The sequence below is a fragment of the Streptomyces sp. MA5143a genome (genome assembly GCF_900290235.1).
GTDB lineage: Bacteria > Actinomycetota > Actinomycetes > Streptomycetales > Streptomycetaceae > Streptomyces.
The window spans coordinates 1-24395 of sequence record NZ_OLMK01000125.1 but is presented as its reverse complement, the minus strand read 5'-3'; the positions used below and the strand labels follow the sequence as shown (position 1 = coordinate 24395).

Genomic DNA, 24395 nt, shown 5'->3' with positions numbered 1-24395 from the left:
GGAACATGACAAAACGCGCCTCGGACGCCTCCCCCGTGTCCGTGAGCCCGCCCAGGAGACGCAGCAAGTACACCCTCGCGCCGCTCGTCCTCATCGCGGCCAATGTCGTGCTCTTCGCGCTGTTCTTCGTCTGGCCGGCGGTCATCGGGCTCGTCTACTCGTTCACCAACTACACCGGTGTGGGGGTTCCCCAGTTCACGGGACTGGAGAACTACAGCAACCTGGTCGGGGACTCCACCTTCTACCACGCGCTGACCCGGACGCTGCTGTACACCGTTCTCTTCGTACCGCTGAACTTCGCGCTCTCGCTGCTCGCGGCCAACCTGGTGGTGAGCAAGCACGCCAAGGGCGCCTCCGTCGCCCGCATCATCTTCTTCATCCCCTGGCTGCTGTCGCCCATCGTCGTGGGCGTCCTGTGGCGGTGGCTGTTCGGTGAGAACTTCGGACTGGTCAACTACGTCATCGGCGAGCTCGGCGGCAGCGCCGTCCCCTGGCAGTCGAACGCGGACCTGTCGCTGCTCGTGGTGGTGATGGCGTCGTCCTGGACCTGGACCGGCTTCACGATGCTGCTGTTCATCGCGGCGATCAAGAACGTGCCGGTGTCGTACTACGAGGCGGCCTCGCTCGACGGCGCCGGCCCGTGGCGCCAGTTCTTCAGCATCACCCTGCCGAGCATCGCACCCACCTCGTTCATCGTGATCCTGCTCAACACGATCAACGCGATGAAGGAGTACCCGGTGTTCGTCGCCCTCAACAACGGCGGACCCGGCACCTCGAACAACCTGCTCGTCCAGTACATCTACGAGACCGGATTCAAGCGTGGCCAGATCGGCTACGCGAGCGCCGCGTCCTTCGTGCTCATGCTCATCCTGATGGCCGTCGCGATCATCCAGCTGATCGTCAACCGGCGGATGGAGAACCGATGACAACCACAGACATGCCGCGCCCGGTCGACGCCGGGCCCGGACGGGCCGTCTCCAAGAAGGGGCCGCGCAAGCCGGCCACCGGAGGGCTGCGGCGGGCAGTGCCCGCGACGACACTGCTGTGGATCATGGCCTGCCTGTACGGGGTGCCGGTGCTGTGGTTCATCCTCAGCTCCCTCAAGCCCGCCAGCGACCTGTTCTCCTATCCGCTGTCGCTGGTGCCGGACGACCCCACCCTGTCCGGCTACCTGACGGCGTGGCGCAGCGCCAACTTCTCCCAGTACTTCATCAACACGACCCTCGTGTGCGTGATCACGACGATCCTCACGGTGGGCGTCAGCTGCTGCACCGGGTACGCGCTCGCCAAGTACGACAACCGATGGCTCAAGGCCTTCTTCCTCTGCATCCTCGCGACCACCATGCTGCCGGGTGAGGTCATGCTCGCCCCGTCGTTCCTGGTCGTCCGCGACCTCGGCCTCTACAACTCGTTCGCCGGCATCATCCTGCCGGCGGTGCTCACCGCGACCGGCTGCTTCATGTTCCGCCAGTTCTTCCTGACGGTCCCCGACGAACTCGTGGAAGCGGCGCGCATCGACGGCGCGCGTGAGCTGTCGATCTTCCTGCGGATCATGGTGCCGATCTCGCGGCCCATCATGCTCACCCTCGCCATCCTGTCCTTCCAGTGGCGGTGGAACGACTACATCTGGCCGCTGCTGATGCTCAACGACCCCAACAAGTTCACCGTGCAGATCGGTATCCAGAGCATCGTCGGCGCGCAGAACATCAACTGGTCGGTCCTGCTCGGCGCCTCGGTCATCTCCATGATCCCGCTGATCGTCGTCTTCCTGGTGTTCCAGCGTTACGTCATGAACGCCGACATCAACGCCGGACTGAAGGACTGACCTTGCCCGCCCCGCTCGACCACGAGTTCCTCCGCGCGGCGGCCCGTGCCGCCGACCGGTGGGCCGCCCCGCTCGCGGCCCGCCCCGACGAGGAGCCCGTCGGTGAGCCCCACCGCGCACTCGCCCGCCGGGTGAAGACCCTGGTCGCCGCCCACCGGTCCCCGGACTCGGCACTCCACGGCAGCGAGCGGGCCGTCGCCGCCGCGACGACCCACCTCGCCGCCCTACGGGCCGCGCAGACCACCACCGGTCTCTTCGCCGGCGGCGACAACGTGCAGTCACCACCGGACTCCGCGTTCACCGTCAACGACGTGTGCGACGCGCACGTCCTCGCCGCCGGCGCGGGACCGGACCTGCACGACGTCACGACGGCGCTCGCCGAGATCGCCGGCGCCGCCACGGAGAGTCTCCTGACCGGCGGGGTGCACACCCCGAACCACCGCTGGGAACTGTGCGCGGCGCTCGCCCGGCTGCACCGGTCGTTCCCCGACCAGCGGCTCCTCGCCCGCGTCGAGGAGTGGCTCGCCGAGGGCGTCGACATCGACGCGGACGGCCAGTACTCGGAACGGAGCGCCAACTACGCGGCGCATGTGTCCAACCCGTCGCTGCTGCTCCTCGCCGACGTCCTCGGCCGCGCCGACCTGTCGGACGCCGTCGAACGCAACCTCACCACGACCCTGGACCTGATCAGGCCCGACGGCACGGTGGAGACCGTCCACTCGCGACGGCAGGACCAGCGCCACCCGTTCCCGCTGGCGCCCTATCTGCCGTACTACCGGCTGCTCGCGGTCCGCACCGGCCGCGGCGACCTCGCCCGGGCCGCACGCCTGGCGGCCGCGGACGGCATCGACGACCCCGACCTGCTCGCCCGGACCCTCCTCACCCCGGACCTGGCCCGCGTCCTGCCGTCCCCGGCCGCGGAGACACTTCCGCGCCACCGGTACCTCACCACCGCCGGTCTCGCCGCCCGCGCGACGACCACCGCGCACACGGTGCTGTACGGCGGCTCCGACGTGCCCGCGCACCGGCGCGTCCGCTCGGGCCTCGCCTGCAACCCCACCTTCCTGCGCCTGTTCGCCGGCGACGCCGTCCTCGACGCGGTCCGTCTGTCGCGGGGGTTCTTCGACCTGGGTCCCTTCCGCGCCGCCGCCATGGAACAGGTCGCCGACCACCGCTACCGGCTCACCGAGACCCTCACCGCCGCCTACTACCAGCCGCTCCCGAAGGAGGACAGGCGCGACGACGGCGACTACCGGCTGGTCGACGAGGGCCGCTTCTCCGCCGCCATGGCGTTCCCCGACCGCCCCCGCGACGAGGTCACCCACACGACCCGCGTCGAGGTCGACCTGCGGGAGGACGGCGCCGACCTGCGGATCGACATCAGCGGCCCCCCGGTGCCCTGGTCCCTCGAACTGACCTTCAGGCCGGGCGGCGCCCCCGAGGGCGCCGTACCGCTCGGCGACGGGCGCTGGTGCCTGACCGGCGGGCCGATGACCTACCGGGCCGGTGACGACGAGATCCGGGTCGAGGCCGCCGTCGAGGCGGGCGACCCGCTCGCCGGGCCCCACCGGAGCGACGTCCTGCGGTACGACCCGGGTCAGGACCACACCGTGGTCGGCGGCACCGACGCCACGACCGGCAACCGCGTGTACCTCGGTGGACTCGGCCCACAGACCCTGACGGTCGCGCTGCGCGCCCGCCGACCCGCCCCCGCCGTATGACTCCGACGACCCACGCCATGGCCACCTCCGGTACGAAGGGCTGATCCACCCGTGCGTCCATCCGTGCACCTCCCGCGCCAGCTCGGCCCGCTGCACGACCTCCCGGACTCCCCCGAGGCCTACGACGAGGTCCTCGCCGACGTCACCGAGCAGGCCCTGGCCCGGCTCACGCCCGAGGGCAACCTCGAACACCCCGACTGCGACGACGACATCGGCGACACCTCCCTCGGCATCACCTCACTGCTGGCGCTCGCCTGGCAGCGCACCAAGGACCCCCGGCTCCCCGAGGCCGTCCGCCGCAGCACGGACTTCCACCTGCGCGAGCGCGTCTACACCGACGACAACCCCGGCTACCCCAACCTGAGGGTCCGGGGCTCCGGCCTCCCCTACGCCCGGTACGTCCTGGAGGCGGGCGCCCACCCCATCGGCGACTGGCCGAGCACGGTGTGGTCGCTGCTCCAGGCCGTCAACCTGCTCGACCTCGCCGAAGGACTCCTCGACGACGAGCGGACCGCCGCCCTGCGCGACACGGCCCGCGGCTACTGGCGCTGGCTGACCGAGGCGACCTTCTTCAACCCGCAGGAGGCCGGCAACCAGGCCATCGGCTGCGTCGTCGGCGGCCTGATGCTCGCCCGGCACCTGCCCCCGCAGGAGGGCGAGCGGGTCCGGGAGCGGGCGATCGCCCTGTACACCGACGAGATCCGCGCCCACCGGGTCCGCGACCGGGGCGCGCTCCTGCCGCCGGAGCACGGCGGCGCCTACGACAACAACTACGGCCCCATCTCCCTGTCCTTCCTCGCCCAGGCCCACCGGGTGAGCGGCGCGGAGATCTTCGCCGAGGACGGCGAGGCCGTCGCCCGCTACCTCGACGCCCGCCTCACCACCGGCGGCTTCGACGTCGGCGGCCCCCGCTACAGCGAACAGCACTCCGGCTTCGAGTCCGTGCTCGGCCTGCGCTACTTCGGCCACCGCGTCGGCGCCGACCTCGGCCGCTACCGGGGCGACACCAGCTGGGGCCGGTACGCGGTCAAGCCGGACGGCGGGGTCGACGGCCACTTCGCGTGGATGCTGGTCTGGCAGATCCAGGACACCACGCCCTGGCACCGCACCCCGTCCACGGAACCCGTCCGGCACCAGCTGCGGGCGGGCGGCGTCTCGGTCGCCTTCGACTCGCGGATGACGCCGTCGCTGATCGAGGCCGACAGGACGTACCTCCTGCCGGCCGCCGTCAACCGCCAGCACGGCTTCGGCCCGGTCGTCGACGGCTTCCTGCTGTGCCGCCCGATGGGCGAGGTCCGCGTCCGCGACGTCCGGGCGGGCGGGCTGGCCGCCAAGCTCGTCACCAAGCCCGTCGTCACCCGCGACCACGTCCTGCGGCACGTGCGGTCCCTGTACGTCACCGACGGCACCCGGCTGTGGACCACGGTGGCCGTCGAACGCCTCCCCGGCGAGCCGTACCTCCTGGCGGGCCTGCCGTACGTGTCGGACGACGGCGACAGGCTGCGCCGTGTCGCCGAGGCCGAGGTGGCCTCGGCGGGCGGCCTGCGTCTGACCCATCCGACCGCCGAGGGCCCGGAGTACTTCGACGCCCGCGCCGACACCACGCAGGAGCAGGCCGCCTTCATCCTCGCCGCCGACCCGCGCGGCTACGGCAACCCCGACGAGGGCTGGTCCCACCTGGTGGCGTCCACGGCCGTCGAGGCGACCCCCGTACCGGGCGGTCCTCACGACCTGGACGTCTTCGCGGTCCGCTACGGACCCGGCGACACCTTCCGGGCGTCCTTCGCCCACACCCCGGACGGCCTCACGGTCCGCACGGAGGCGTTCACCGCCGTCATCGGCGACCCGGCGGGCGACGAACACGGCGAGCCGCTGCTCACCCTGCGCGGCTGAGCCCCCGAACGCGAGGGCGGCCCGCTACCTGACACGGCGGGCCGCCCTCGCCTCCCACCGCACCGCCGCACCCCTCACCGCGCCGCCGCGCCGACCGCCGGCATCGCCGCGGGCGGAACCACCAGGTCCGCCCGATCCCGTGTCGCCGCCACCAGGTCGGCGTTGCGCTGGTCCGTGCCCAGCACCCACGCGACCGCCTCGTCGTGCCCCTTGCCGAACTCCTCGTGGCGGGCGACGAGGCGCCGTACGCGTTCGGTCTCGTCGAGCGCGCAGAACCAGACCTTGTCCAGCCGGGCACGGACGCGGGCCCAGGCCCCCTCCTCCAGGAGCAGGTAGTTCCCCTCCGTCACGACCAGACGTGCGGCGGGCGGCACCGGGATCGCCCCGGCCAGGGGCTGCTCCAGCGTCCGCTCGAAGCCCGGCGCGTACACCACGTCGTGCTCGTCGTCCCGCAGCCGACGCAGCAGAGCCGCGTACCCGGCCGCGTCGAACGTGTCCGGCGCGCCCTTGCGGTCCCGGCGGCCCAGGCGGTCCAGCTCCACGTCGGCGAGGTGGAAGCCGTCCATCGGCACATGGGCCACCCAGGGCTCCCCGTCGCCGTTGAGGGCCCCGGTCAGCCGCTCGGCGAGGGTGGTCTTGCCGGCTCCCGGACTGCCGGTGATGCCCAGCAGGGCACGGCGGCCGGGGCGGACGAGTGAGGCGGCCCGCTCCAGCAGGTCGTCGAAGGTCAGGGACATGCGGACGACGGTAGACCACAGCGGATTGCCCGGGCCCGGACGGGGCAGGCGAGCGGTGCTGTGGCCGAGCGGGACAGGGACGTGGAAGGTGACCATGGGGGAGGAGCGCGAGCCGGCGTCGCTGGGCGACGTCGAGGCGACGCGGGAGGAAGTGGCCCGGCTGCGGGCGGAGGTCCGGCAACTGCGCACCAGGATGGCGAGCCGTCCCCTGATCGCGCAGGCCCAGGGCATGCTGCGGGAACGCTACGCGCTGCCCGACGTGGAGACCGCCTTCGCCCTGCTCCAGCGCGCCTCGCAGCAGTACAACGTCAAGCTGCGCACCCTCGCCGAAGCCGCCGTGAACGCGCCGAGACCCGACGGGCGCGGCGCCCTGTGGTTCCCCGGCCGGGCCCGTCGCGCGGAGCCCTCCCTCACCTTCACGGAGGGACGCGACCGCCGTACCGGACGCGGCAACCGCAGCGAGGTGCTGACCGCCGTGCTCAGCCAGACCCTCGCGGTCGTCGGCACCGACATGGGCAACGTCCAGATCGCCGACCGAGCCGAGCGCGGACTGCGCATCGAGCGGCACACGGGTCTCACCGACGACTTCGTCGACTTCTTCGCGTTCGTCGGTGAGGAGGGAACCTCCTGCGCGCTGGCCGCCCGCGACATCACCCAGGTGACGGTCCGGGACGTGGGGACGCACCCGGTGTTCACCGAGGACGCCCGGCAGGCGATCCTCCTGGCGGGCAGCCGCGCCTGCCACAGCGTGCCCCTGACCACCGCGTCCGGGTTGTGCGTGGGCATGGTCTCGGCCCATCTCGAGCATCCGGTCGGGGAGCTGACGCGCGCCCAGCTCAAGGCCCTGGCGGTCGTCGGTGCCGAGGTCGGCGAATGGCTCGCCTGGTACGACCGCACCGTCGTCCTGGACGCACTGGAACACCTCCACGCCCTCGGCCGCGCCCACAGCGGCAGCCGCGTCCGGCGCCGCTGACGAATTCCGCGATCTTCGGCCCCTGACTCCCACTGACTCCCGCCGCACGGGGAACCCCCCTTCCATGACAGAGACCACCGAACCGACGGACCTGGGCCTTCCCCGGCACGTCCGGGCCTGCCTCTTCGACCTCGACGGCGTCATCACCCGGACCGCCGTGGTGCACGCCGCCGCCTGGAAGCAGGCGTTCGACGAGTTCCTGCGCCGCCACGACGGCGACTCCTTCCGCCCCTTCGACCGCGGCAAGGACTACGACGAGTACGTGGACGGACGCCCCCGCGCCGACGGCGTCCGCACCTTCCTCGCCTCGCGCGGCATCCACCTGCCCGAGGGCAGCCTCGACGACCCGCCGGACGCGGCCACCGTGCACGGCCTCGGCAACCGCAAGAACGACCTGCTCCTCCACCTCATCCGCACCGACGGCGTCGAGGCCTACGACGGCACCCTGCGCTACGTCGAGCGGGCCCGCGCCCGGGGGCTGCTGACCGCGGTCGTCTCCTCCAGCGCCAACTGCCGTGACGTCCTGCGCTCCATCGGCGCCGAGCACCTCTTCGACGTGCGGATCGACGGCGTGGTCGCCGCCGAGCGCGGTCTGCCCGGCAAGCCGGCCCCGGACACCTTCCTCGCCGCCGCCCGCGACCTCGGGGTCGAACCCGCCGAGGCCGCCGTCTTCGAGGACGCCCTCGCCGGCATGGACGCCGGACGCGCGGGCCGCTTCGGGCACGTCGTCGGCGTCGACCGCGTCGGTCAGGCGGACGCCCTGCGCGCCCACGGCGCCGACGTCGTCGTACCGGACCTGACGGAACTGGGGGACTGGGCGTGATCACCCACCGCTCGTACGGCGTCGCCCCCTGGGCCCTGCGCGAACGGCACCTCGACCTCGACCTCCTGCCGCAGAGCGAATCGGTGTTCGCCCTGTCCAACGGCCACATCGGCTGGCGCGGCAACCTCGACGAGGGCGAACCCCACGGCCTGCCGGGCAGCTACCTCAACGGCGTCCACGAGACGCATCCGCTGCCGTACGCGGAAGCCGGGTACGGCTACCCGGAGTCCGGGCAGACCGTCATCGACGTCACCAACGGCAAGATCATCCGCCTGCTCGTCGACGACGAGCCCTTCGACCTGCGCTACGGCCGCCTCCGCTCCCACGAACGCGTCCTCGACCTGCGCGAGGGCGTACTGCGGCGCACCTGCGAATGGACCTCCCCGGCCGGGACGACCGTCCGTGTCCGCTCCACCCGCCTCGTCTCCCTCACCCAGCGGGCGATCGCCGCCGTCGCCTACGAGGTCGAGGCCGTGGACGGCGAGGCACGCGTCGTCGTCCAGTCGGAACTGGTGGCCAACGAACAACTCCCGGAACGCGACGGTGATCCCCGGGCGGCCGTCGCCCTGGAGTCACCGCTGGAACCCGAGGAGCACTTCGCGGACGGGCCCCGGCTGAGGCTCGTCCACCGCACCCGGCGCACCGGACTGCGTGTCGGCGCCGCCGCCGACCACCTCGTCACCGCGCCCGGCTCCGTCACCACCAGCGGCGAGAGCCGCGACGACGTGGCCCGCCTCACCGCGACGACCGTGCTGGAGCCCGGCCAGACCCTGCGCGTGGAGAAGCTCGTCGCCCACGGCTGGTCCGGCACCCGCTCGCTGCCCGCCGTCGCCGACCAGGTCGACGCCGCGCTGTCCGCCGCCGCGTACGGCGGCTGGCAGGGCCTCGTCGACGAACAGCGCGCCTACCTGGACGACTTCTGGGCGCGCGCGGACGTCGAGGTCGACGGCGACGAGGAGATCCAGCAGGCCGTACGGTTCGCCCTGTTCCACGTCCTCCAGGCGGGTGCCCGCGCCGAGCGGCGGGCCCTGCCCGCCAAGGGCCTCACCGGCTCCGGCTACGACGGGCACGCCTTCTGGGACACCGAGACCTTCGTGCTGCCCCTGCTCACCTACACCGCGCCCGGCGCGGTCACCGAGGCCCTGCGCTGGCGGCAGAACACCCTGCCCGCGGCCCGCGACCGGGCCGCCCAACTGGGCCTCAAGGGGGCCGCGTTCCCATGGCGGACCATCGACGGCTCGGAGGGCTCCGCGTACTGGCCCGCCGGCACGGCCGCGTTCCACGTCAACGCCGACATCGCCGACGCCGTGGTCCGCCACACCCTCGTCACCGGCGACACCGACTTCGAACGCGACACCGGCCTCGAACTCCTCGTGGAGACGGCCCGGCTCTGGCGCTCCCTCGGCCACCACGACCCCCACGGCGCGTTCCACATCGACGGGGTGACCGGTCCGGACGAGTACAGCGCCGTCGTGGACGACAACACGTACACCAACCTCATGGCCCGCGCGAACCTGCTGGCCGCCGCGGACGCCGCGGAACGCCATCCCGAGCGGGCCGAGCGGCTCGGCGTGGACGACGAGGAGAGCGCCGCCTGGCGGGACGCCGCCCACGCCATGCACCTTCCCTACGACCCGGAACTCGGCGTCCACGAGCAGCACGCCGGGTTCACCCGCCACCAGCGCTGGGACTTCCGCGGCACCCGCGCCGACCAGTACCCGCTGATGCTGCACTTCCCGTACTTCGACCTCTACCGCAAACAGGTCGTCAAACAGGCCGACCTGGTCCTCGCCCTGTACAAGTGCGGCGACCGCTTCGACGAGGAGCAGGTGGCACGCGACTTCGCCTACTACGAGCCGCTCACGGTCCGCGACTCCTCCCTGTCCGCCTGCTGCCAGGCGGTCATCGCCGCCCAGGTCGGCCATCTCGACCTGGCCTACGACTATCTGACCGAGGCGGCGATGATGGATCTGCGGGACCTGGAGAACAACACCCGCGACGGACTGCACATCGCCTCCCTCGCCGGTACCTGGACGGCGCTCGTCGCGGGCTTCGGCGGCATGCGCCACCAGGGGCCCGTCGTCGACTTCGAGCCCCGGCTCCCCGAGCGGCTGAGCAGGCTCGCCTTCAGCCTCGGACTGCGGGACACCTGTCTGCGCGTCGAGATCACACCCCGCCACGCCACGTACGAGCTGGTCGGCGGTGACTCCCTGACCGTCCGCCACTACGGCGAGCCGGTCACCCTCGACGGGGAGAAACCCCGGCGGCTGGACATCCCGGCTCCGCGACCTGCCGGTCCGCCGCCGGAACAGCCGCCGCACCGGCGACCCGGTCGGCGCGGGAGGCGCGGAGCGTGAGGGGTCAGCCGTGAGAGGTCAGCCGCAGAACGCGGCCTCCAGTGTGCTGTTCATGGTGGCGTACACCGTCCCGTTGTTGGAGGTGTTGGCGAACGACGTCAGACCGCGCTTGCCGTCCTTCGAGGTGAACGCCCAGGTGTAGTAGCCCTGCACGGTGCCGGTGTGCCCGTACACCGAGCCGCACGACAGATCACGCCGACGCAGCCCCAGCCCGTACGCCTGTGTGCTGTTCACCGGCGTCCACTTCAGCATCTGCTTCAGCTGGGCGGCGGAGGTCAGTTCGCCCCGCATCAGCGCGGAGAGGAACGTGTTGAGGTCCTTGCCGCTGGACACCAGGGCCCCCGCGCTCTGCGCCCAGGACACGGTCTGCCGGGTCGAGTCGATCTTCCGGCCGGAGGAGTCGGCGGTCATGTATCCGCGCGCGTACCGGCCGGGGATCGTGTTCTTCGGATGGACGTAGTACGTGTCGGTCAGCTTCAGCGGCTTGATGAGGCGCTCCTGGTACGCCGTCGCCACCGACTTCTCGGTGAGCTTCTCGATGAGCATGCCCGCCACGACGAAGTTGGCGTTGGAGTAGGAGTACACCGCGCCCGGCTTGTTGGTGAGGGGCTTCGCGAGCGACAGGTCCATCAGCTGACGGTAGGTGTAGACGCGGTTGCGGACGTTCTCGAACCCTTGCACCGACTGGGCGAAGAGGGTGTTGGCGTAGTCGTACAGACCGCTGCGGTGACTGAGCACGTGACGCACGGTGATCCGCCGGTCGGGCAACAGCCCCGGCAGATAGGTGTTCACCGAGGTGTCGAGCTTCAGCTTGCCCTCGTCGACCAACTGCAGCAGGACCACCGCCGTGAAGGTCTTGGTGACGCTGCCGACGCGGATCCGGTCCCCGGTGCCGATGGCCCGCCCGGTGCCCCGGTCGGCGACACCCTCCGCCAGATGGATGGTCTTGCCGTGGTCGTCGACCCGCGCGAACGCCCCCGGCGCGCCCTGTGACAGTGCCGTACGCAGCGCCTTGCGCAGCTCCGCCGTGTCCGGGGCGGCCAGGGGGGCCGTGACCACGGTGGGGTCCGGGCCCCCGGTGTCGGGTGCGGGGGGCGGGGTCGCCGCCTGCGCGGGAACCGTCAGCAGGGACAACACGACCGCGCCCAGGGCAACCGCGCCGGCGCCCACCGTTCTTGAAACCATCTGATTCGTCTCCCGTTGCCTTCTGTCCATCGACAGGGTGCATTGGAGACCAGTGATCACGGGCAGTCAAGTAGCTGGTGGGGGTGCCGAGTTGAGCGACTCAAAAGAAGGAAAGGCACGGAGGTTCGGTTTCAGCCGCCGAACAGCTGGGTCCAGTAGGTGCCCGCGCCGCCGCCTCCGGTGAATCCGACGCCCAGATGGGTGAAGTCGGGCTTCAGGATGTTCGCGCGGTGGCCCGGACTGTTCATCCAGCCCTCCACCACCTCGGCGGCGGAACGCTGCCCGCACGCGATGTTCTCCCCGATCGTCCGCCGGGTGGATCCGGCCGCCGCCGCGCGGTCCCAGGGCTCCCCGCCGTCGGGGGAGGTGTGCGCGTAGAACGCCCGCGCCACCATGTCGTCGCAGTGCGCCTGGGCCGCGACGGTGAGCAGCGGGTCGAGGGCCAGCGGGCGTAGCCCGGCTGCGGTCCGCCGGGCGTTGGTGAGAGCGATGACCTCGTCCGCCGTCCGCCGCAGTCCCTCGGCGGAGAAGGGCCGGGCCCACAGCGCGGTCCAGTAGACGGTGCCCGTGCGCGGGTCGGTCGCCTGCCCGAGCCCGGCCTCGCTGCACGCGGGCTCGCAGAGGGTGCGCCGGGCCTGCGGGTCGGACAGACAGTAGTCGACGAACTCGGCCGGGGTTCGGGGACCGGACACCAGGTGCTCGCCGACGGTCAGATAGCGGTAGCCCCCGGCGGTGACCCGCTGATGGACGGAGAGCCCGTCCGCCCCCTCCGAGTCGAGCCGCCCCTGCGCCGCCATGGCGGCGGCATGCGCCCCGGCCGCCGACATGAGGTAGGGACTGAGCGAGACGGCGGGGGAACCGGTGGCGGCCCGGGCGGAGTTCACCAGCCCGAGGAAGCCGTCGGGGGCCGCCGCCGTGGTCATGGGCGTGGTGCGGGCCGGTGCGCACGGGGCGCGCCCGGGAGGCGGAGCGGGACGGGGTGCGGCGCCGCGCCCGCCGGTGGCCGCCGTGCCACGTCCGCCAGGGGGCACCGCTCCGGGGCCGCCGCCCGGCGCGGTGGTCGCGTCCTCCTCGACGTCCACGCCGAAGTCCCTCGCCACACCCGCGAGTCCGTCGGCGTACCCCTGTCCCAGGGCTCGCAGCTTCCAGCCCGGCCCCCGGCGGTACAGCTCCGCCAGCAGCAGGACCGTCTCCGCCCTGGGGCGCGGCGGGGTGAAGCGGGCGAGGGCGCGGCCGTCGGCGCCGGTGACGAACAGGGTCGGGGCCGGGAGGCCGCCGAGGGGTGTGCCCGGTTCGGCCGGGCTGATCACGACGGTGAGCCGGGTCGCTCCGGTGCGCAGCCGGGGCGGATCCACCGTCAGGGTCCCGCCGGCGAGGCGGGCGCCCGGCGCCACCGGCTGGTTGTAGAAGACGAAGTCGGCGTCCCCGCCGACCCGGCCCGTGTCGTCGGTGACGAGGGCGGAGACGTCGAAGGGACCGGGGACCCTGATCGTCAGGGTGCCGTGCGGCAGGGGCACATTGCCCCCGGGTACCAGCTCGCTCATCGGGGCCGTCCGTCGCAGTGACCGTCAGCCCGACAACGTCTCACCCCCGCAGGGCGGTTCCCGTGCCGTCTCCACGCTCGGCGGCCAGGGCGTCCTGTCGTCCGGAGCGCATCGACTTCAGCGCCAGCAGCAGGACGCCGATGTCGTCGAGGTACACCGGGTCGGGCAGCACGTCCGTCGGGAGGACGAGATAGAGGACAGCGCCCCAGAAGATCCACTTGGGGCCGGTGGGGAGTCCGGCCCGCTGGAGGTCGCGCCGGGTGCGCACCAGGCGCAGGAGCAGCCATACGGCCACGCCGAGGACGGCGGCCCCGGCCACCACGATCGCGACGATCACACCCCAGGTCCAGGAGTCCATCGGTCCCGCCCCTCGTTCGTCCGTACCTCTACCCGTACCTTCTCATCGTGTTCCCGGCACGGGCGTCGCCTATCGCGAACGTCGCACGTGTCAGTGGGAGGCGCGGGCGTGGTTGTGGTCCACGAGGGCCTGGCTGACGGCCCGGATGGAGCGGGCGATGTGGCTCAGCTGCATGACCTCGGCGGCGTACATCTTGATCGTGTGCTCGATGACCGACTCGGACATCCCGAGGCCGGGCAGCTCGGAGCGGGCGGTCTGCAGGGCCGTGCGGGCGACCCGTATCTCGTGCTGGACCTGGATCTGGGCGTGCCGGGCGAGCAGGACGGGGTGCCGCAGCATCGCCGGGTAGCTGCCGTAACGCGCCGGCACCAGCTCGCGCAACCACTTGGCCGCAGACCGCTCCCAGTCGTAGCTACCGGGTGTCTTGACCTGGCACGGCCAGTCCGTGCGGATCGGCGAGGAGGTGAGGGCCATGTTCAACGCTCCGGTCTTGCATCGACACGAGAAAGAAGTCCTGCGGGTGGAGTCTGGGCGGCCCCGGTCTAGGGGATGGCCGGGGCCGCCGCACCCGGGGCGCCGTGGCGGGTAGGAGCGGACGGTCCCGGGCGGACGACGCGTCCCGGAGTCCCACCGGGCCGCGATCCGGGAGCAGTATTTATATATACCGATGAGTTTGCAAGGGCATGAAAAAATTCATGCCGGAAAAGTTCTGAATAATCCCGTGCCGGCAGGACGTGCCGGGACTCAGTCCCTGAGGAAGAACTGATGCTGCTCGGAGACCTGCTCGTACGCCTCCAGCCGGGCCTGGGTCCGTTCCGGGTCGGCGTCCGTCATGGCCTGGAGGAGCGCCGAGGACATCATCACCGGGGCGGCGTAGGAGTCGAACACCAGGCGTGAGCCGGTGCCGGTGGCGAAGACGGCGTCGGCCTCGTCGGCCAGTGGCCCGAGCCCCAGGTCGGTCACGAGAGCCACCTTCAGCCCGGCCGTGTGCGCGACCCGCAGCGCGGTGAGCGTCTCCTGGGCGTGCCGGGGCATGGAGAACGCCAGCAGCCAGGTGCCGCCCGCCTCACGGGACTGCAACAGCGCGTCGTAGGCGACCGTGCCGCCCTTGGTCACGAGCCGGACGTCGGGGTGGATACGGCGGGCGGCGTAGGCGAAGTACTCGGCGAGGGCGCCCGAGATCCGCAGTCCGAGGACGGTCAGCGGGGTCGAGCGGGACAGGGCGCGGCCCACCTCGATCACCTGGTCCGGGTCCGCGAAGTCGCGCCGGAGGTTCTCCAGGTTCTCGATCTCGGCGTCCACGGCGGCCTGGAGCTCGTTGCTGCGGTCCGCCGCGGGGGCGCCCGGCGCGCTGCCGAGGGTGGCGAGCGCGATGGCCTGGAGCCGCTCCCGCAGCGCCGGGTAGCCGCTGAAGCCGACGGCGGCGGCGAACCGGGTCACCGAGGGCTGGCTGACACCGACGCGGTCCGCGAGGTCCGTGATCGACAGGAACGCGGCCTCGGTGATGTGCTCGATCAGGTACTGGGCGATGCGCCGCTGCCCGGGGGAGAGGCGGGGCCCGTCGAACAGCTCCCTGAGCCGGGCCGTGGGTGACGGTTCGGTCTCCTCGGCGGTCCGCCCGGACGTGATCGCTGATGCCTGCGCGCGTGCCTGTTGCGGCGATGGCACCCGCGTGCCTTCTTCGTCTCCCACGACCACTCAACATAGCCCACGGTCAGCGCGGTCACGGGCGCGTCCCGGCAGCCCTTCCGGGCCGGACGCCGGGCGCGGGCGGGACCGCTCGGCGGCGGGGCGCGGCCGGTGCGGGGCGCAGCCGTCCCGCCCGCGGCCCGGTGCGCGAGCAAACCGCTCGGGGGCGGTCGGCCGGTGCGCTCGCGAACCACTTCGGCACGGCAGCCGCCGCGCGACCTGCGGGCCCCCCGTTTCGGGCCCACCATGGGGGTACACGCACCCTGTCGTCCACACCAGGGAGAAGGCTCGTGACTCTGCCCCGTCTGCCCGTGTCACAGGTCGAGGTCGTGCTCTGCGACTGCTCCGCACAGGACGCCGAGCGCGTCTTCGCGTGCCTGTGCGCCCATTTCGAGTCGGACCGGCGTCCCGAGGACCCGCCGCACGAGACCGCGGGCGGCCGCCCCACCATGTGGACCGGCACCTACGACACGGCGGCCGTTCCCTCCGGCGCCGAGGAACCTCCCGCACGGCTGTCCGGCCCCGTCACCGTCGACGTGCAGGGCAGTCCGCCCGCCGTCCGGACGCTGCGGGCGGCCCTGGAGGAGAGCTACTCGGTGCGTCAGGTGGGTGTGGACGCCGGTGACCAGGAAGTGAGCCTGCAACTGCGGCTCGAAGGACGACAGGAGAGCTGATGACGGCAGTGGGGGTGGGCAGCGGGCGCGCGGCCCGCGGTTCTGTGACGGAGGGCGCCGCCCGGGCCGGGCTCACGGCGCGCGGCGTGATCTATCTGCTGGTCGGGGCGCTGGCCCTGCAGATCGCCTTCGGCGAGGGCGGGCAGCAGGCGGACCGGCAGGGCGCGCTGGAGGAGATATCTCAGAAGCCGCTGGGGTCGGTCCTGCTGTGGGCCCTCGGTATCGGCGTGGTCGGAATGGCCCTGTGGCGGCTGTCGGAGGCGGTGTTCGGCGCGGCGGGCCCGGACGGCCGCAAGTGGACCAAGCGGCTGGCCTCGGCCGCCCGGTTCGTCTTCTACACCTTCGTCGCCTACTCGGTGCTGACCTTCGCGGCCGGCTCGGGCGGCGGGAGCGGTGGGGGAGGGGGCTCCAGCGACGAGCAGTCCAAGGACGTGACGGCCCGCGCCCTGGAACTCCCCGCCGGCCAGTGGCTGGTGGGCGCGGCCGGGATCGGCGTGATCGTCGCGGGGGTCTGGATCGCGGTACGGGCCCTGATGCGCTCGTACCACAAGCACCTGCGGCTCGGTGAGATGTCGCGCCGCACCCGCCGGGCCGTCGACGTCACCGGGGTGGGCGGCGGCCTCGCACGGGGCCTGGTCTTCGCCGCGGCGGGCGTCTTCGCCGTCCGCGCCGCCATCGACTACGAGCCGGACAAGGCCAAGGGTCTCGACGACACCCTGCGCTCCTTCGCCGACACGCCCGCCGGCCCCGCGCTCCTCGCCTGTGTCGCGGCGGGCCTCGTCCTCTTCGGGCTCTTCTCGTTCGCGATGGCGCGCTGGCGCCGGGTCTGAGATTCGCTCACGCGAACCACCGGTCGTACGAGGCCGGGACGGCGAAGCCGGGCAGCTCGGCCACCGTCGAGGCCGGGTCCTGGCGGACGAACCGCGGCCTCCGCGCGAACGCGGCACTGCCGAGGAGGAACCCGCGGCGGGACCACGGCGCGGGCCCCGGCGCGGGCCCCGGCGTGGGCCGCTCGGGCTCGGGGGCGACGGCGTCTGTCGGCAGGCCGGCAGGCCGGTGGTCACGCGATCACGCGATCACGCCGGGCAGGAGGGTCGCACATATGACCGCTCGGCTCAGTGGATCCACTCGTGCGAGTGAAGCGGCGGATCTTCCCGCTTGTCGGTGCCGGGCCGGGCGCCATCCAGAAGAGGGGACACCGACCGAGCCTGGAGGACGCCGTGCCCGGCACCGACAACGGATACGCCACTCCCGAGCGGGGCCGTGACGAGACGGCGGACGAGCGTGCCGACCGCCGCTGGGGCGAACTCATCCAGGAGGTCCGGGTCGCCCAGACCGGCGTGCAGATCCTCTTCGGTTTCCTGCTCACCGTCGTGTTCACCCCGCGCTACGCACAGCTGGAACAGACCGAGCAGACCATCTACATCGTGACCGTCGTCCTCGGCGCCGCCGCCACCGGCGCCCTCATCGGCCCCGTCTCCTTCCACCGGATCGTCGCCGGCCGCCGCATCAAACCGGCCGCCGTGCTGTGGGCGGCCCGGCTGACCGTGATCGGCCTGATCCTGCTGCTCGCCACGATGACCGCCGCACTGCTGCTGATCCTGCGCGTGGCCACCGACGACGGCTATGTGCCCTGGCTGGTGGCGTGCGTGCTCGTCTGGTACCTGCTGTGCTGGTTCGCGCTGCCGGCCTGGATCCGCCGCCGTCATTCCGGCGGGTGACATCGTGACTGGCGCGAATGGTGGTGTTGCCGCTGGGGCGCGTGGTGCGCCAGCGTGACCTGTCATGGACCCTGACCACAGCAGCTCCACCCCCTCCCTGACCCGCCGTCAACTCCTCGCCGCCGGCGGCGCCGCAGCGGTCCTCGGCGCCGCCGCCACGACCACCCCGGCCGACGCCCGAGACCGCTCGGCGGCCGCCGCCACCGCCCTCACCTTCACGCGGGCCACCAACGGCTCGGCCACCCTCGCGCCCGGCGGCGACACCCTGATCGCCGAGGTCCAGAGCGGGCTGTGGTCCCTGCCACGAGGCGGCGGCAAGGCGGTCCCCCTCACCCCGGCGGGACTGGAACCCAACCGGCCCACGTACTCCCCGGACGGGTCCCTCGTCGCGTTCTGCGCCTACCGGGACGGCGGCTTCCACCTGTGGACCATGCGCCCCGACGGCTCCGGCCTGCGGCAGCGCACCGACGGCCCCTGGGACGACCGGGGCCCGGCCTGGTCACCCGACGGCACCCGCATCGCCTTCGGCTCCGAACGCGGTGGCGACCCCGTCACCGGCAGCCCGTACCGGGTCCACGTCCTCGACCTGGCCACCGGGGACATCACCCGCGTCACCGGCCTCCCCGGCCAGGACGGCCCGCTCCAGGACGGCGCCTGGGAGGACTTCGACCCCACCTGGTCACCCGACGGCACCCGCCTGCTGTTCGTCCGGGCCAGGGTCGTCACCTCCGCCGCGGGCACCGGCGTGGAGTCCCGGACCGTCGCCGCCGTGGCCGCCGACGGCACCGGCCCGGTCACCGTCGAGCACACCGAGACCGAGGCCGCGCAGGTCATGACGCCCGCCCTCGCCCCGGACGGCCGCCGTCTCGCCTACCTGCGCACCACCGCCTCACCGGGCGGCTCGTGCACCCTCGTCGTCGACGGCCGGCCGGTCCGCGTCGGCGGCGACCTCGCTCCCGTGCCGCCGCGCTGGACACCCGACGGGGCCCTGCTGATCACCCTGGACGGACAGTTCACCCTGCTGCGCCCCGACCACCCCGACGAGCCCGACACCATCCCCTTCGAGGCCGTCCTCCCCGTCGACCGGCCGCGCTACCGCGTCAAGGAGTACGACCTCGGGGAGGCCCGGGTCCGGCCCGTGCGCGGCATCCACCTGCCCGCCCTGTCGCCCGACGGACGGAGCGTCGCGTTCGCCGCCCTCAACGCGCTCTGGCTGGCGGGCACCTCGGGCGGACGCCCCCCGAAGCGGCTGCGGACGTCCCCGCCGACCCGCTACCTCCTCGCGCCCTCCTGGTCCCGTGACGGGCGCTCCCTCGTGTACGCCGACGACCGTGACGGCCTGCTCGGCGTGTACCGCCACGACCTCGCCACCGGCGAGGAGACCGCCCTCGCGACCGGCGGCCGCGTCATGCCCGCCCTCTCACCCGACGGACGCCGGCTGGCCTGCCTCGACCTGACCGGACGCCTCGTCGTCCGCGACCTCGAAAGCGGCGAGGAACGCGTCCTGGCCACCCCCCTCGGCGGGGGTGGGCTGCCCGGCAGGCCGTCCTGGTCGCCCGACGGCAGGTACCTCGCCCTGTGCGACCGCAACCGTCTCGGCGCCCGCTTCCGGGAGGGCTACAACCTCATCCGCGTCGTCGACACCACGACCGGCGCCGACCGGCTGCACGCCGTCGCCCCGCACACCTCCGTCGCCGACCGCTACGACTCCGGGCCCGTCTGGTCGCCCGACGGCCGCTGGATGGCCGTGATCGTCGAGTCCGCGCTGTGCCTGCTGCCCGTCGCCGCCGACGGCACCCCGCGCGGCGAACTCCGCACCCTCACCACCGAAGCCGCCGACCACCCCACCTGGTCCGGCGACTCCAGGACCCTCCTGCACCTGTCCGGCACCCGGCTCCGCCTCCTCGACATCGCCGACGGCCGCGCCCGCACCGTCCTTGTGCCCCTCGACCGCTCCCGGACCACCCCCGCCGACACCGTCGTCCACGCCGGGCGGCTCTGGGACGGCACCGGCGACACCGTCCGCGAGGACGTCGACATCGTCGTCCGCGGCGGCCGCGTCACCGCCGTGGAACCCCACCGGGCCGGCCGCAGGGCCACCCTCCGCCGGGTCGACGCCTCCACCCACACCGTGCTCCCCGGCCTGTGGGACACCCACACCCACCCCTGGCACAGCACCTACGGCAGCCGCCAGGCCGCCGGGCAGCTCACCTACGGCGTCACCACCGCCGTCTCCCTCGGCGGCTTCGCCTACGAACAGGTCCGCATCCGCGAGGAGGTCGCCGCAGGCCGCCTCGCCGGACCCCGGCTGCTCACCACCGGGGAACTCCTCGACGGCGCGCGCGTCGCGTACAGCATGGGACGCGCCCACCGGACCGAGGCGGGCCTGAGGCGTTCGCTGGAGCGGGGCGCCGCGCTCGACTGGGACTTCGTCAAGACCTACGTCCGGGCGCCCGGCTGGGTGATGAGCGAGGCGGCGCGCTTCGCCCACGAACGGCTCGGCGTGCGCACCGGAAGCCATCTGCTGTCCCCCGGAGTCCAGCTCGGCCAGGACCTCACCACCCATCTCCAGGCCACCCAGCGCGCCGAGTTCGGGCACGCCATCACCACCACCGGGCGGGCCCACCAGGACGTGGAGGAGGTCTACAGCGCCCACGGCGTCGGCTTCTCCCTCATCGCCACGCCCTTCACCGCCGCCCCGCTCCTCGGCGCGGACCCCGCCCTCGCGGACGACCCGCGGGTCACGGTCGTGATGCCCCCGTGGGACGCCCTCTCCGTACGGCAGTCCGCGGCCACTCCGCCGACGCCCGCCCAACTGGCCGCGCTGCGCACCGAGACCGATGTGTACCGGCGGATACTCGCAGCCGGCGGCCTGGTGGCCCTCGGCACCGATCAGCCGCTAGGCCCCGTCGGTCTCTTCCTCCACCTCGCGCTGCGCGCCCTGCACGCCGGGGGCCTCAGCCCCGCCGAGACCCTGCGCACGGCGACGGTCATGCCGGCCCGGCTGTTCGGTCTCGACGACCACCTCGGCACCGTCGAACCGGGCAGGCTCGCCGATCTGACCGTCGTCGACGGCGACCCCTTCACCGACTTCGACAGCCTCGTGCGGACGGTGGCGGTCCTCCGCGGCGGTACCCACTACACCACCGAGGACCTGGTGGCCGCGTACCGGCCGACCGCACGCCGGGCGAGGGCCGCCGAGAGCGAGGAGCACTGGCTGGAGGTGGGCCGACTGATGCGCAGGGACGGGTGCTGCGACGCCCACTGAGCGACCACGGTGTCACGGATCCCTCGGCCGGCCGCAGACCACCGGCCGCCGACCACCGGCCGAGGGGTCCCCGGGGGTCCGGCATACGGCGACGGTCGGCGTCACAACCCGAAGCGCCGCGTCCACTCCGTGACGTCCGCCGGGGTCGTGTTGCCGCCGCACACCACCAGGCCGAGCCGGGCCCCCTCGCCGACCCGTTCCACGACCTGCCGGGCGGCGGGCAGCAGACAGCCGGCGGCGGGTTCCGCCCACACCTTGGCGTGCTCGGCGAGGTCGAGGACACCGCGGACGGCCTCCGCGTCCGGCACCACCAGGACGTCCTCGACGAGCGCGGACACATGGTCGTAGGTGAGGCGGGAGGCGGAGGGCGCGCTGAGCGTGGTGACGATCGAGGACAGGTCGACGGTGACGGGGCCGCCCGCTGCCAGGGCCTCGCTCATACAGGTGGCGCCCTCGGTCTCCACGCCCCAGACACGCACCTGCGGCCGCAACGCCCTGAACGCGGCGGCGACACCGGAGATCAGACCGCCCCCGCCGATGCTGACGAGCACGTCCGTCACCTCTCCGGCGTCCTCCGCGAACTCCAGGCCGACGGTGCCCTGACCGGCGATCACCACCTCGTCGTCGAACGGGTGGACGAGGGTGAGGCCCTCGGCCCGCAACCGCTCGGTGAGCGCGAACGCCTCCGCCATGCCGTCGGTGAGCCGCAGCGACGCGCCGGACGCCTCGACGAGGTCCGTGGACCGCCTGGGCGCGGTCCGGGACATCACCACGGTCGCCTTGATGTGCAGCGCCGCCGCCACGTGGGCCAGGGCGATGCCGTGGTTGCCGCCGCTCACCGCGACCACCCCGGCGGCCCGCTCCGCCTCGGTCAGCGACAGCAGCTTCGCGGTGGCGCCGCGGGCCTTGAAGGAGCCGGTGCGCTGCAACAGCTCCAGCTTGGCGGTCACCGGCACACCGAGGAACGCGCTGAGCCCCGGACTCCGTACCGTCGGTGTCCGCACCACGTGATCCGCGATCCGCTCGGCCGCCGCCCGGATCCCGGAGATCCCGATCAACCCACCCACCCCGCTCCACGAAGCCGTCGCCGACGCCGGCCGGGCCGACGTACTTCCTCGACCTTGATCCACGATGGCGCCGAGGTCAAGCGCCGTCGGGCGGCCGGGCCGCGCGCCGACCGTGGATCAGTGGCTGGGGCCGGGACGTTCCGCAACCGGTGGTGGGATATTCCTTCGCGACGCGCGCGTACCGGATGGCAGGGTACGGCGCATGGCACCCCAGTACCAGGTCCGGGCGGACCACGACGCCGACACGATCGTGGTCTACCAGGCCTACGCGCCCGCGATAGCAGACGCGGCGCTGCGAGCGGGCCGCTTCGTCACGCCGTTCTCGTTTCACAGGATGACGTGGATCAAGCCGTCGTTCCTGTGGCTCATGCATCGCAGCAACTGGGCCCGCAAACCCGGTCAGGAGCGCGTGCTCGCCGTGCGGATGACCCGCCAGGGCTGGGAGGAGGCCCTGTCGCGGGCCGTGCTCACGACCGCGGATCCGGCAGCCGTGGCCCGGGCGGCCGTGCATGTCCAGTGGGACCCGGAACGCTCGCTGCGCGGAGCCGCGTTGAACCACTACAGCATCCAGGTCGGTATCGGTCGCGAGCTGATCCGCGCCTTCACCGACGACTGGATCGTCAGCCTCACCGACCTCACCCCCCAGGTCCGCAAGGCGGCGGCACTGGCCCGGACCGGCCACGCCGCCCGGGCGCAGCGGCTGATTCCCGCGGAGCGGCCGTACCCGCTCCCCCAGGAGCTGGCGAACCTCCTGTCGTCGGGCGCATGACACGACCGGCGACCTCGACGAAGGCGACCGCCCCTGCCGGTCGGTGGGTATCGCCCTGCCGATCGGCGGAGCCTCCTGGCGGCCCGGTACGGGCGACCAACGGGTGAGCCCTGCGCGCCCCCGCGGCCCGGGGAGCGGCAACTCCATCCACACGGCGGGGTGTTGCCCGCCGGTCGGCAGGGCTGTCACAGCCTTCTGCCGGATACCCCATGCTCGGCACGGTCTCGAGGCTGAGCCGCATGACGCATCATCCCGACACCCCCCTGCCCACGGCCGACGCGCCGTCACCTGCGTCCGAGCACATCGAGCCCCCGACGGACGCGCCCGGCGTCGGCCGTCTGGTCGGGTTGGACCTGGCCCGCGGCCTTGCCGTCTTCGGCATGTACGCGGTCCATGTAGGCCCTGCTCCGGGCCAGGGCGTTGTCATCGACTCCCTGATGGAGCTGGCGCAGGGCCGTTCCTCCGCCCTCTTCGCCGTTCTGGCCGGCTTCGCCGTCGCCCTCATCACCGGGCGCCGCACACCGAAGACGGGCCGGGCCGGCCGACAGGCCGTCGCCAAGGTGATCATCCGGGCCGTGATCCTGGTGGCCCTGGGCACCGCCCTGACGATGACCGGCACCCCGGTCGTGCCGATCCTCGCCTTCTACGGCCTGTTCTTCCTGCTCGTGCTGCCGCTGCGTCGGCTGGGCGCCAAGCCGCTGGCGCTGATCGCCGCGGGGTGGGCCCTGACCGGCCCGCCGCTGCTGTACCTGCTGAAGCCGGTGGTCGGCGGCCGCTCGTTCCCCACCGTCGGCGAGGCCGACGGCCTTGTCTCGCTGTTCTTCACCGGCGGCTACCCGGCCCTGACCTGGGTGCCGTTCGTCATCGCCGGTATGGCCGTCGCCCGTCTCGACCTGGCGGCCACGGCGGTCCGGATACGCCTGGCCCTCTCCGGTGCCGCGCTCGCCGTCGCCGGCTACGGCGGCTCCTGGCTGGCGCTGCGCCTCGTGCCGGGGGCCGCCGCGGCCGTCCGGGAGGACGAGGCCGGATCGGCCATGGCCTCCCTGCCGTCCGCGTCGTCGATGGCGTCGCCGTCACCCGGTATGGCCGGCGTCTTCGGCGACAGCCCGGCCGGGCTGCTGGTCGCCTCCCCGCACAGCGAGGCGACCCTGTCCATCGTGGGCAACACCGGTGTGGCGATCCTGGTGATCACCGCGTGTCTGGCCGCCATGGACGCCTTCCCCCGGCTGCGCCGCCTGGCACGGCCCGTCATCGCGGTCGGTTCGATGTCGCTGACCGCGTACGTCTATCACATCGTCGCCATCTGGCTCCTGGACACCGGGGAAGCGACCGTCCAGCCCCTTTACGTCCTGCTCGGCTTCATCGCGACCGTGACGGTCCTCGCCACCCTCTGGTCCCGCTTCTTCCAACGGGGACCGCTGGAGTGGCTGATGGGCAGGGCGACCGGGATCGCCGCGCGCGTTCAGTGAGACGCGGACCATCGGGGCTGGTCATACGGCGCCGAGGACTCCAGGAGATCGGCGCCGCGGGTCGGCGCCGGAGGTGCCGGCCCGGAGAACTCCCCGGGCCGGCATCGGCCCGTGTCGCCTGCCACCACCGCGTGTCACCGGACGTGGCGCGCGACGTCGGTGGCCCTGGCCATCAGCCACTCGTGCCGGTGAGGGGTGTGGCGTTCTCGCGTGGCGAGGGCTCCGTGCCGGAGAGGGGCAGGGCGGTGTCCGAGTGCTGCGGGGTCATGAGCAGGAGCGTGGTGGGACGGCAGGCCGGAGAACACCCGGCAGAAGACTGCGG

The 24395-nt window shown here is 72.9% G+C and carries 20 protein-coding genes; 13 read left to right on the top strand and 7 right to left on the bottom strand.

All coding sequences use genetic code 11. The annotated features are described in order from the left end of the window. Window positions 1–5 precede the first annotated feature (5 nt). The 4 genes from SMA5143A_RS39200 to SMA5143A_RS39185 all read left to right on the top strand — a co-directional run bounded on the left by SMA5143A_RS39200 (window position 6) and on the right by SMA5143A_RS39185 (window position 5439). A complete protein-coding gene (locus SMA5143A_RS39200; protein ID WP_107467564.1) occupies window positions 6–926 on the top strand; it encodes a carbohydrate ABC transporter permease in 921 nt (306 codons plus the stop codon). Further along, on the top strand, window positions 923–1825 hold the full coding sequence (locus SMA5143A_RS39195; RefSeq protein WP_107467563.1) for a carbohydrate ABC transporter permease: 903 nt from the start codon (window positions 923–925) through the stop codon (window positions 1823–1825). Before SMA5143A_RS39200 ends, SMA5143A_RS39195 begins: the two co-directional genes overlap by 4 nt. A gap of 2 nt (window positions 1826–1827) precedes the next feature. Then, window positions 1828–3546: a hypothetical protein gene (locus SMA5143A_RS39190; RefSeq protein ID WP_107467562.1), complete on the top strand. Its 1719-nt coding sequence runs from the start codon at window positions 1828–1830 to the stop codon at window positions 3544–3546. 63 nt (window positions 3547–3609) lie between these two features. Next, the gene (locus SMA5143A_RS39185; protein WP_107467561.1) at window positions 3610–5439 is read left to right on the top strand and encodes a hypothetical protein; all 1830 of its coding nucleotides are present in this window, start codon (window positions 3610–3612) and stop codon (window positions 5437–5439) included. Window positions 5440–5513: 74 nt separating this feature from the next. On the opposite strand, the gene SMA5143A_RS39180 is transcribed toward SMA5143A_RS39185, so the two are convergent. Further along, window positions 5514–6176 (bottom strand): nucleoside/nucleotide kinase family protein, encoded by a 663-nt coding sequence (locus SMA5143A_RS39180; RefSeq protein ID WP_107467560.1) that lies wholly within the window; start codon window positions 6174–6176, stop codon window positions 5514–5516. 94 nt (window positions 6177–6270) lie between these two features. Between SMA5143A_RS39180 and SMA5143A_RS39175 the strand changes: the two genes are divergently transcribed. From SMA5143A_RS39175 to SMA5143A_RS39165, 3 genes are all read left to right on the top strand, one after another. Next, window positions 6271–7149, top strand: a complete 879-nt coding sequence (locus SMA5143A_RS39175; protein ID WP_258193995.1) for an ANTAR domain-containing protein — start codon at window positions 6271–6273, stop codon at window positions 7147–7149. A 64-nt stretch (window positions 7150–7213) separates the two neighbouring features. Beyond that, window positions 7214–7972 (top strand): HAD family hydrolase, encoded by a 759-nt coding sequence (locus SMA5143A_RS39170; RefSeq protein WP_107467558.1) that lies wholly within the window; start codon window positions 7214–7216, stop codon window positions 7970–7972. After that, window positions 7969–10329, top strand: a complete 2361-nt coding sequence (locus SMA5143A_RS39165) for a glycoside hydrolase family 65 protein (RefSeq protein ID WP_107467557.1) — start codon at window positions 7969–7971, stop codon at window positions 10327–10329. The genes SMA5143A_RS39170 and SMA5143A_RS39165 overlap by 4 nt, the downstream gene beginning before the upstream one ends. An 18-nt stretch (window positions 10330–10347) precedes the next feature. Here SMA5143A_RS39165 and SMA5143A_RS39160 read toward each other — a convergent pair whose 3' ends face one another. The 5 genes from SMA5143A_RS39160 to SMA5143A_RS39140 form a co-directional block, all read right to left on the bottom strand. Continuing rightward, entirely contained in the window at window positions 10348–11514 is a 1167-nt protein-coding gene (locus tag SMA5143A_RS39160) for a serine hydrolase domain-containing protein (RefSeq protein WP_107467556.1), read from the bottom strand. Window positions 11515–11645: 131 nt separating this feature from the next. Then, window positions 11646–13058, bottom strand: a complete 1413-nt coding sequence (locus SMA5143A_RS39155; RefSeq protein ID WP_107467555.1) for a CAP domain-containing protein — start codon at window positions 13056–13058, stop codon at window positions 11646–11648. 40 nt (window positions 13059–13098) lie between these two features. Beyond that, window positions 13099–13416, bottom strand: a complete 318-nt coding sequence (locus SMA5143A_RS39150; protein WP_107467554.1) for a DUF1232 domain-containing protein — start codon at window positions 13414–13416, stop codon at window positions 13099–13101. Between the two features lie 90 nt (window positions 13417–13506). Beyond that, the gene (locus SMA5143A_RS39145) at window positions 13507–13890 is read right to left on the bottom strand and encodes a hypothetical protein (RefSeq protein ID WP_107467553.1); all 384 of its coding nucleotides are present in this window, start codon (window positions 13888–13890) and stop codon (window positions 13507–13509) included. Window positions 13891–14160: 270 nt separating this feature from the next. Further along, window positions 14161–15084, bottom strand: a complete 924-nt coding sequence (locus SMA5143A_RS39140; protein WP_107467552.1) for a MurR/RpiR family transcriptional regulator — start codon at window positions 15082–15084, stop codon at window positions 14161–14163. A 311-nt stretch (window positions 15085–15395) separates the two neighbouring features. Between SMA5143A_RS39140 and SMA5143A_RS39135 the strand changes: the two genes are divergently transcribed. The 4 genes from SMA5143A_RS39135 to SMA5143A_RS39120 all read left to right on the top strand — a co-directional run bounded on the left by SMA5143A_RS39135 (window position 15396) and on the right by SMA5143A_RS39120 (window position 20768). Further along, entirely contained in the window at window positions 15396–15779 is a 384-nt protein-coding gene (locus SMA5143A_RS39135; RefSeq protein ID WP_107467551.1) for a hypothetical protein, read from the top strand. After that, a complete protein-coding gene (locus tag SMA5143A_RS39130) occupies window positions 15779–16609 on the top strand; it encodes a DUF1206 domain-containing protein (protein ID WP_181362237.1) in 831 nt (276 codons plus the stop codon). The genes SMA5143A_RS39135 and SMA5143A_RS39130 overlap by 1 nt, the downstream gene beginning before the upstream one ends. 390 nt (window positions 16610–16999) lie before the next feature. Next, entirely contained in the window at window positions 17000–17500 is a 501-nt protein-coding gene (locus tag SMA5143A_RS39125) for a DUF6328 family protein (RefSeq protein WP_055716955.1), read from the top strand. 64 nt (window positions 17501–17564) lie between these two features. Then, window positions 17565–20768 carry an amidohydrolase family protein gene (locus SMA5143A_RS39120; RefSeq protein ID WP_107467550.1) on the top strand — a complete coding sequence of 1068 codons (3204 nt, stop codon included), beginning with the start codon at window positions 17565–17567 and terminating at the stop codon, window positions 20766–20768. Window positions 20769–20869: 101 nt separating this feature from the next. Here the strand turns inward: SMA5143A_RS39120 and SMA5143A_RS39115 are convergent, their stop codons facing one another. Beyond that, window positions 20870–21826, bottom strand: coding sequence for a threonine/serine dehydratase (locus SMA5143A_RS39115; RefSeq protein WP_107467549.1), 957 nt, complete (start codon window positions 21824–21826; stop codon window positions 20870–20872). Window positions 21827–22037: 211 nt separating this feature from the next. On the opposite strand from SMA5143A_RS39115, the gene SMA5143A_RS39110 reads away from it, so the two are divergent. Then, a complete protein-coding gene (locus SMA5143A_RS39110) occupies window positions 22038–22604 on the top strand; it encodes a DUF4291 domain-containing protein (protein ID WP_107467548.1) in 567 nt (188 codons plus the stop codon). Window positions 22605–22843: 239 nt separating this feature from the next. Continuing rightward, window positions 22844–24073, top strand: coding sequence for a DUF418 domain-containing protein (locus SMA5143A_RS39105; protein WP_181362236.1), 1230 nt, complete (start codon window positions 22844–22846; stop codon window positions 24071–24073). Window positions 24074–24395: the final 322 nt, after the last annotated feature.

Bases quoted from the DNA above. Each gene is read 5' to 3' on its own strand.
- SMA5143A_RS39200 (WP_107467564.1), top strand. From the start codon at position 6: ATGACAAAACGCGCCTCGGACGCCTCCCCCGTGTCCGTGAGCCCGCCC.
- SMA5143A_RS39195 (WP_107467563.1), top strand. From the start codon at position 923: ATGACAACCACAGACATGCCGCGCCCGGTCGACGCCGGGCCCGGACGG.
- SMA5143A_RS39180 (WP_107467560.1), bottom strand. From the start codon at position 6,176: ATGTCCCTGACCTTCGACGACCTGCTGGAGCGGGCCGCCTCACTCGTC.
- SMA5143A_RS39175 (WP_258193995.1), top strand. From the start codon at position 6,271: ATGGGGGAGGAGCGCGAGCCGGCGTCGCTGGGCGACGTCGAGGCGACG.
- SMA5143A_RS39170 (WP_107467558.1), top strand. From the start codon at position 7,214: ATGACAGAGACCACCGAACCGACGGACCTGGGCCTTCCCCGGCACGTC.
- SMA5143A_RS39160 (WP_107467556.1), bottom strand. From the start codon at position 11,514: ATGGTTTCAAGAACGGTGGGCGCCGGCGCGGTTGCCCTGGGCGCGGTC.
- SMA5143A_RS39155 (WP_107467555.1), bottom strand. From the start codon at position 13,058: ATGAGCGAGCTGGTACCCGGGGGCAATGTGCCCCTGCCGCACGGCACC.
- SMA5143A_RS39150 (WP_107467554.1), bottom strand. From the start codon at position 13,416: ATGGACTCCTGGACCTGGGGTGTGATCGTCGCGATCGTGGTGGCCGGG.
- SMA5143A_RS39145 (WP_107467553.1), bottom strand. From the start codon at position 13,890: ATGGCCCTCACCTCCTCGCCGATCCGCACGGACTGGCCGTGCCAGGTC.
- SMA5143A_RS39130 (WP_181362237.1), top strand. From the start codon at position 15,779: ATGACGGCAGTGGGGGTGGGCAGCGGGCGCGCGGCCCGCGGTTCTGTG.
- SMA5143A_RS39120 (WP_107467550.1), top strand. From the start codon at position 17,565: ATGGACCCTGACCACAGCAGCTCCACCCCCTCCCTGACCCGCCGTCAA.
- SMA5143A_RS39110 (WP_107467548.1), top strand. From the start codon at position 22,038: ATGGCACCCCAGTACCAGGTCCGGGCGGACCACGACGCCGACACGATC.
- SMA5143A_RS39105 (WP_181362236.1), top strand. From the start codon at position 22,844: ATGACGCATCATCCCGACACCCCCCTGCCCACGGCCGACGCGCCGTCA.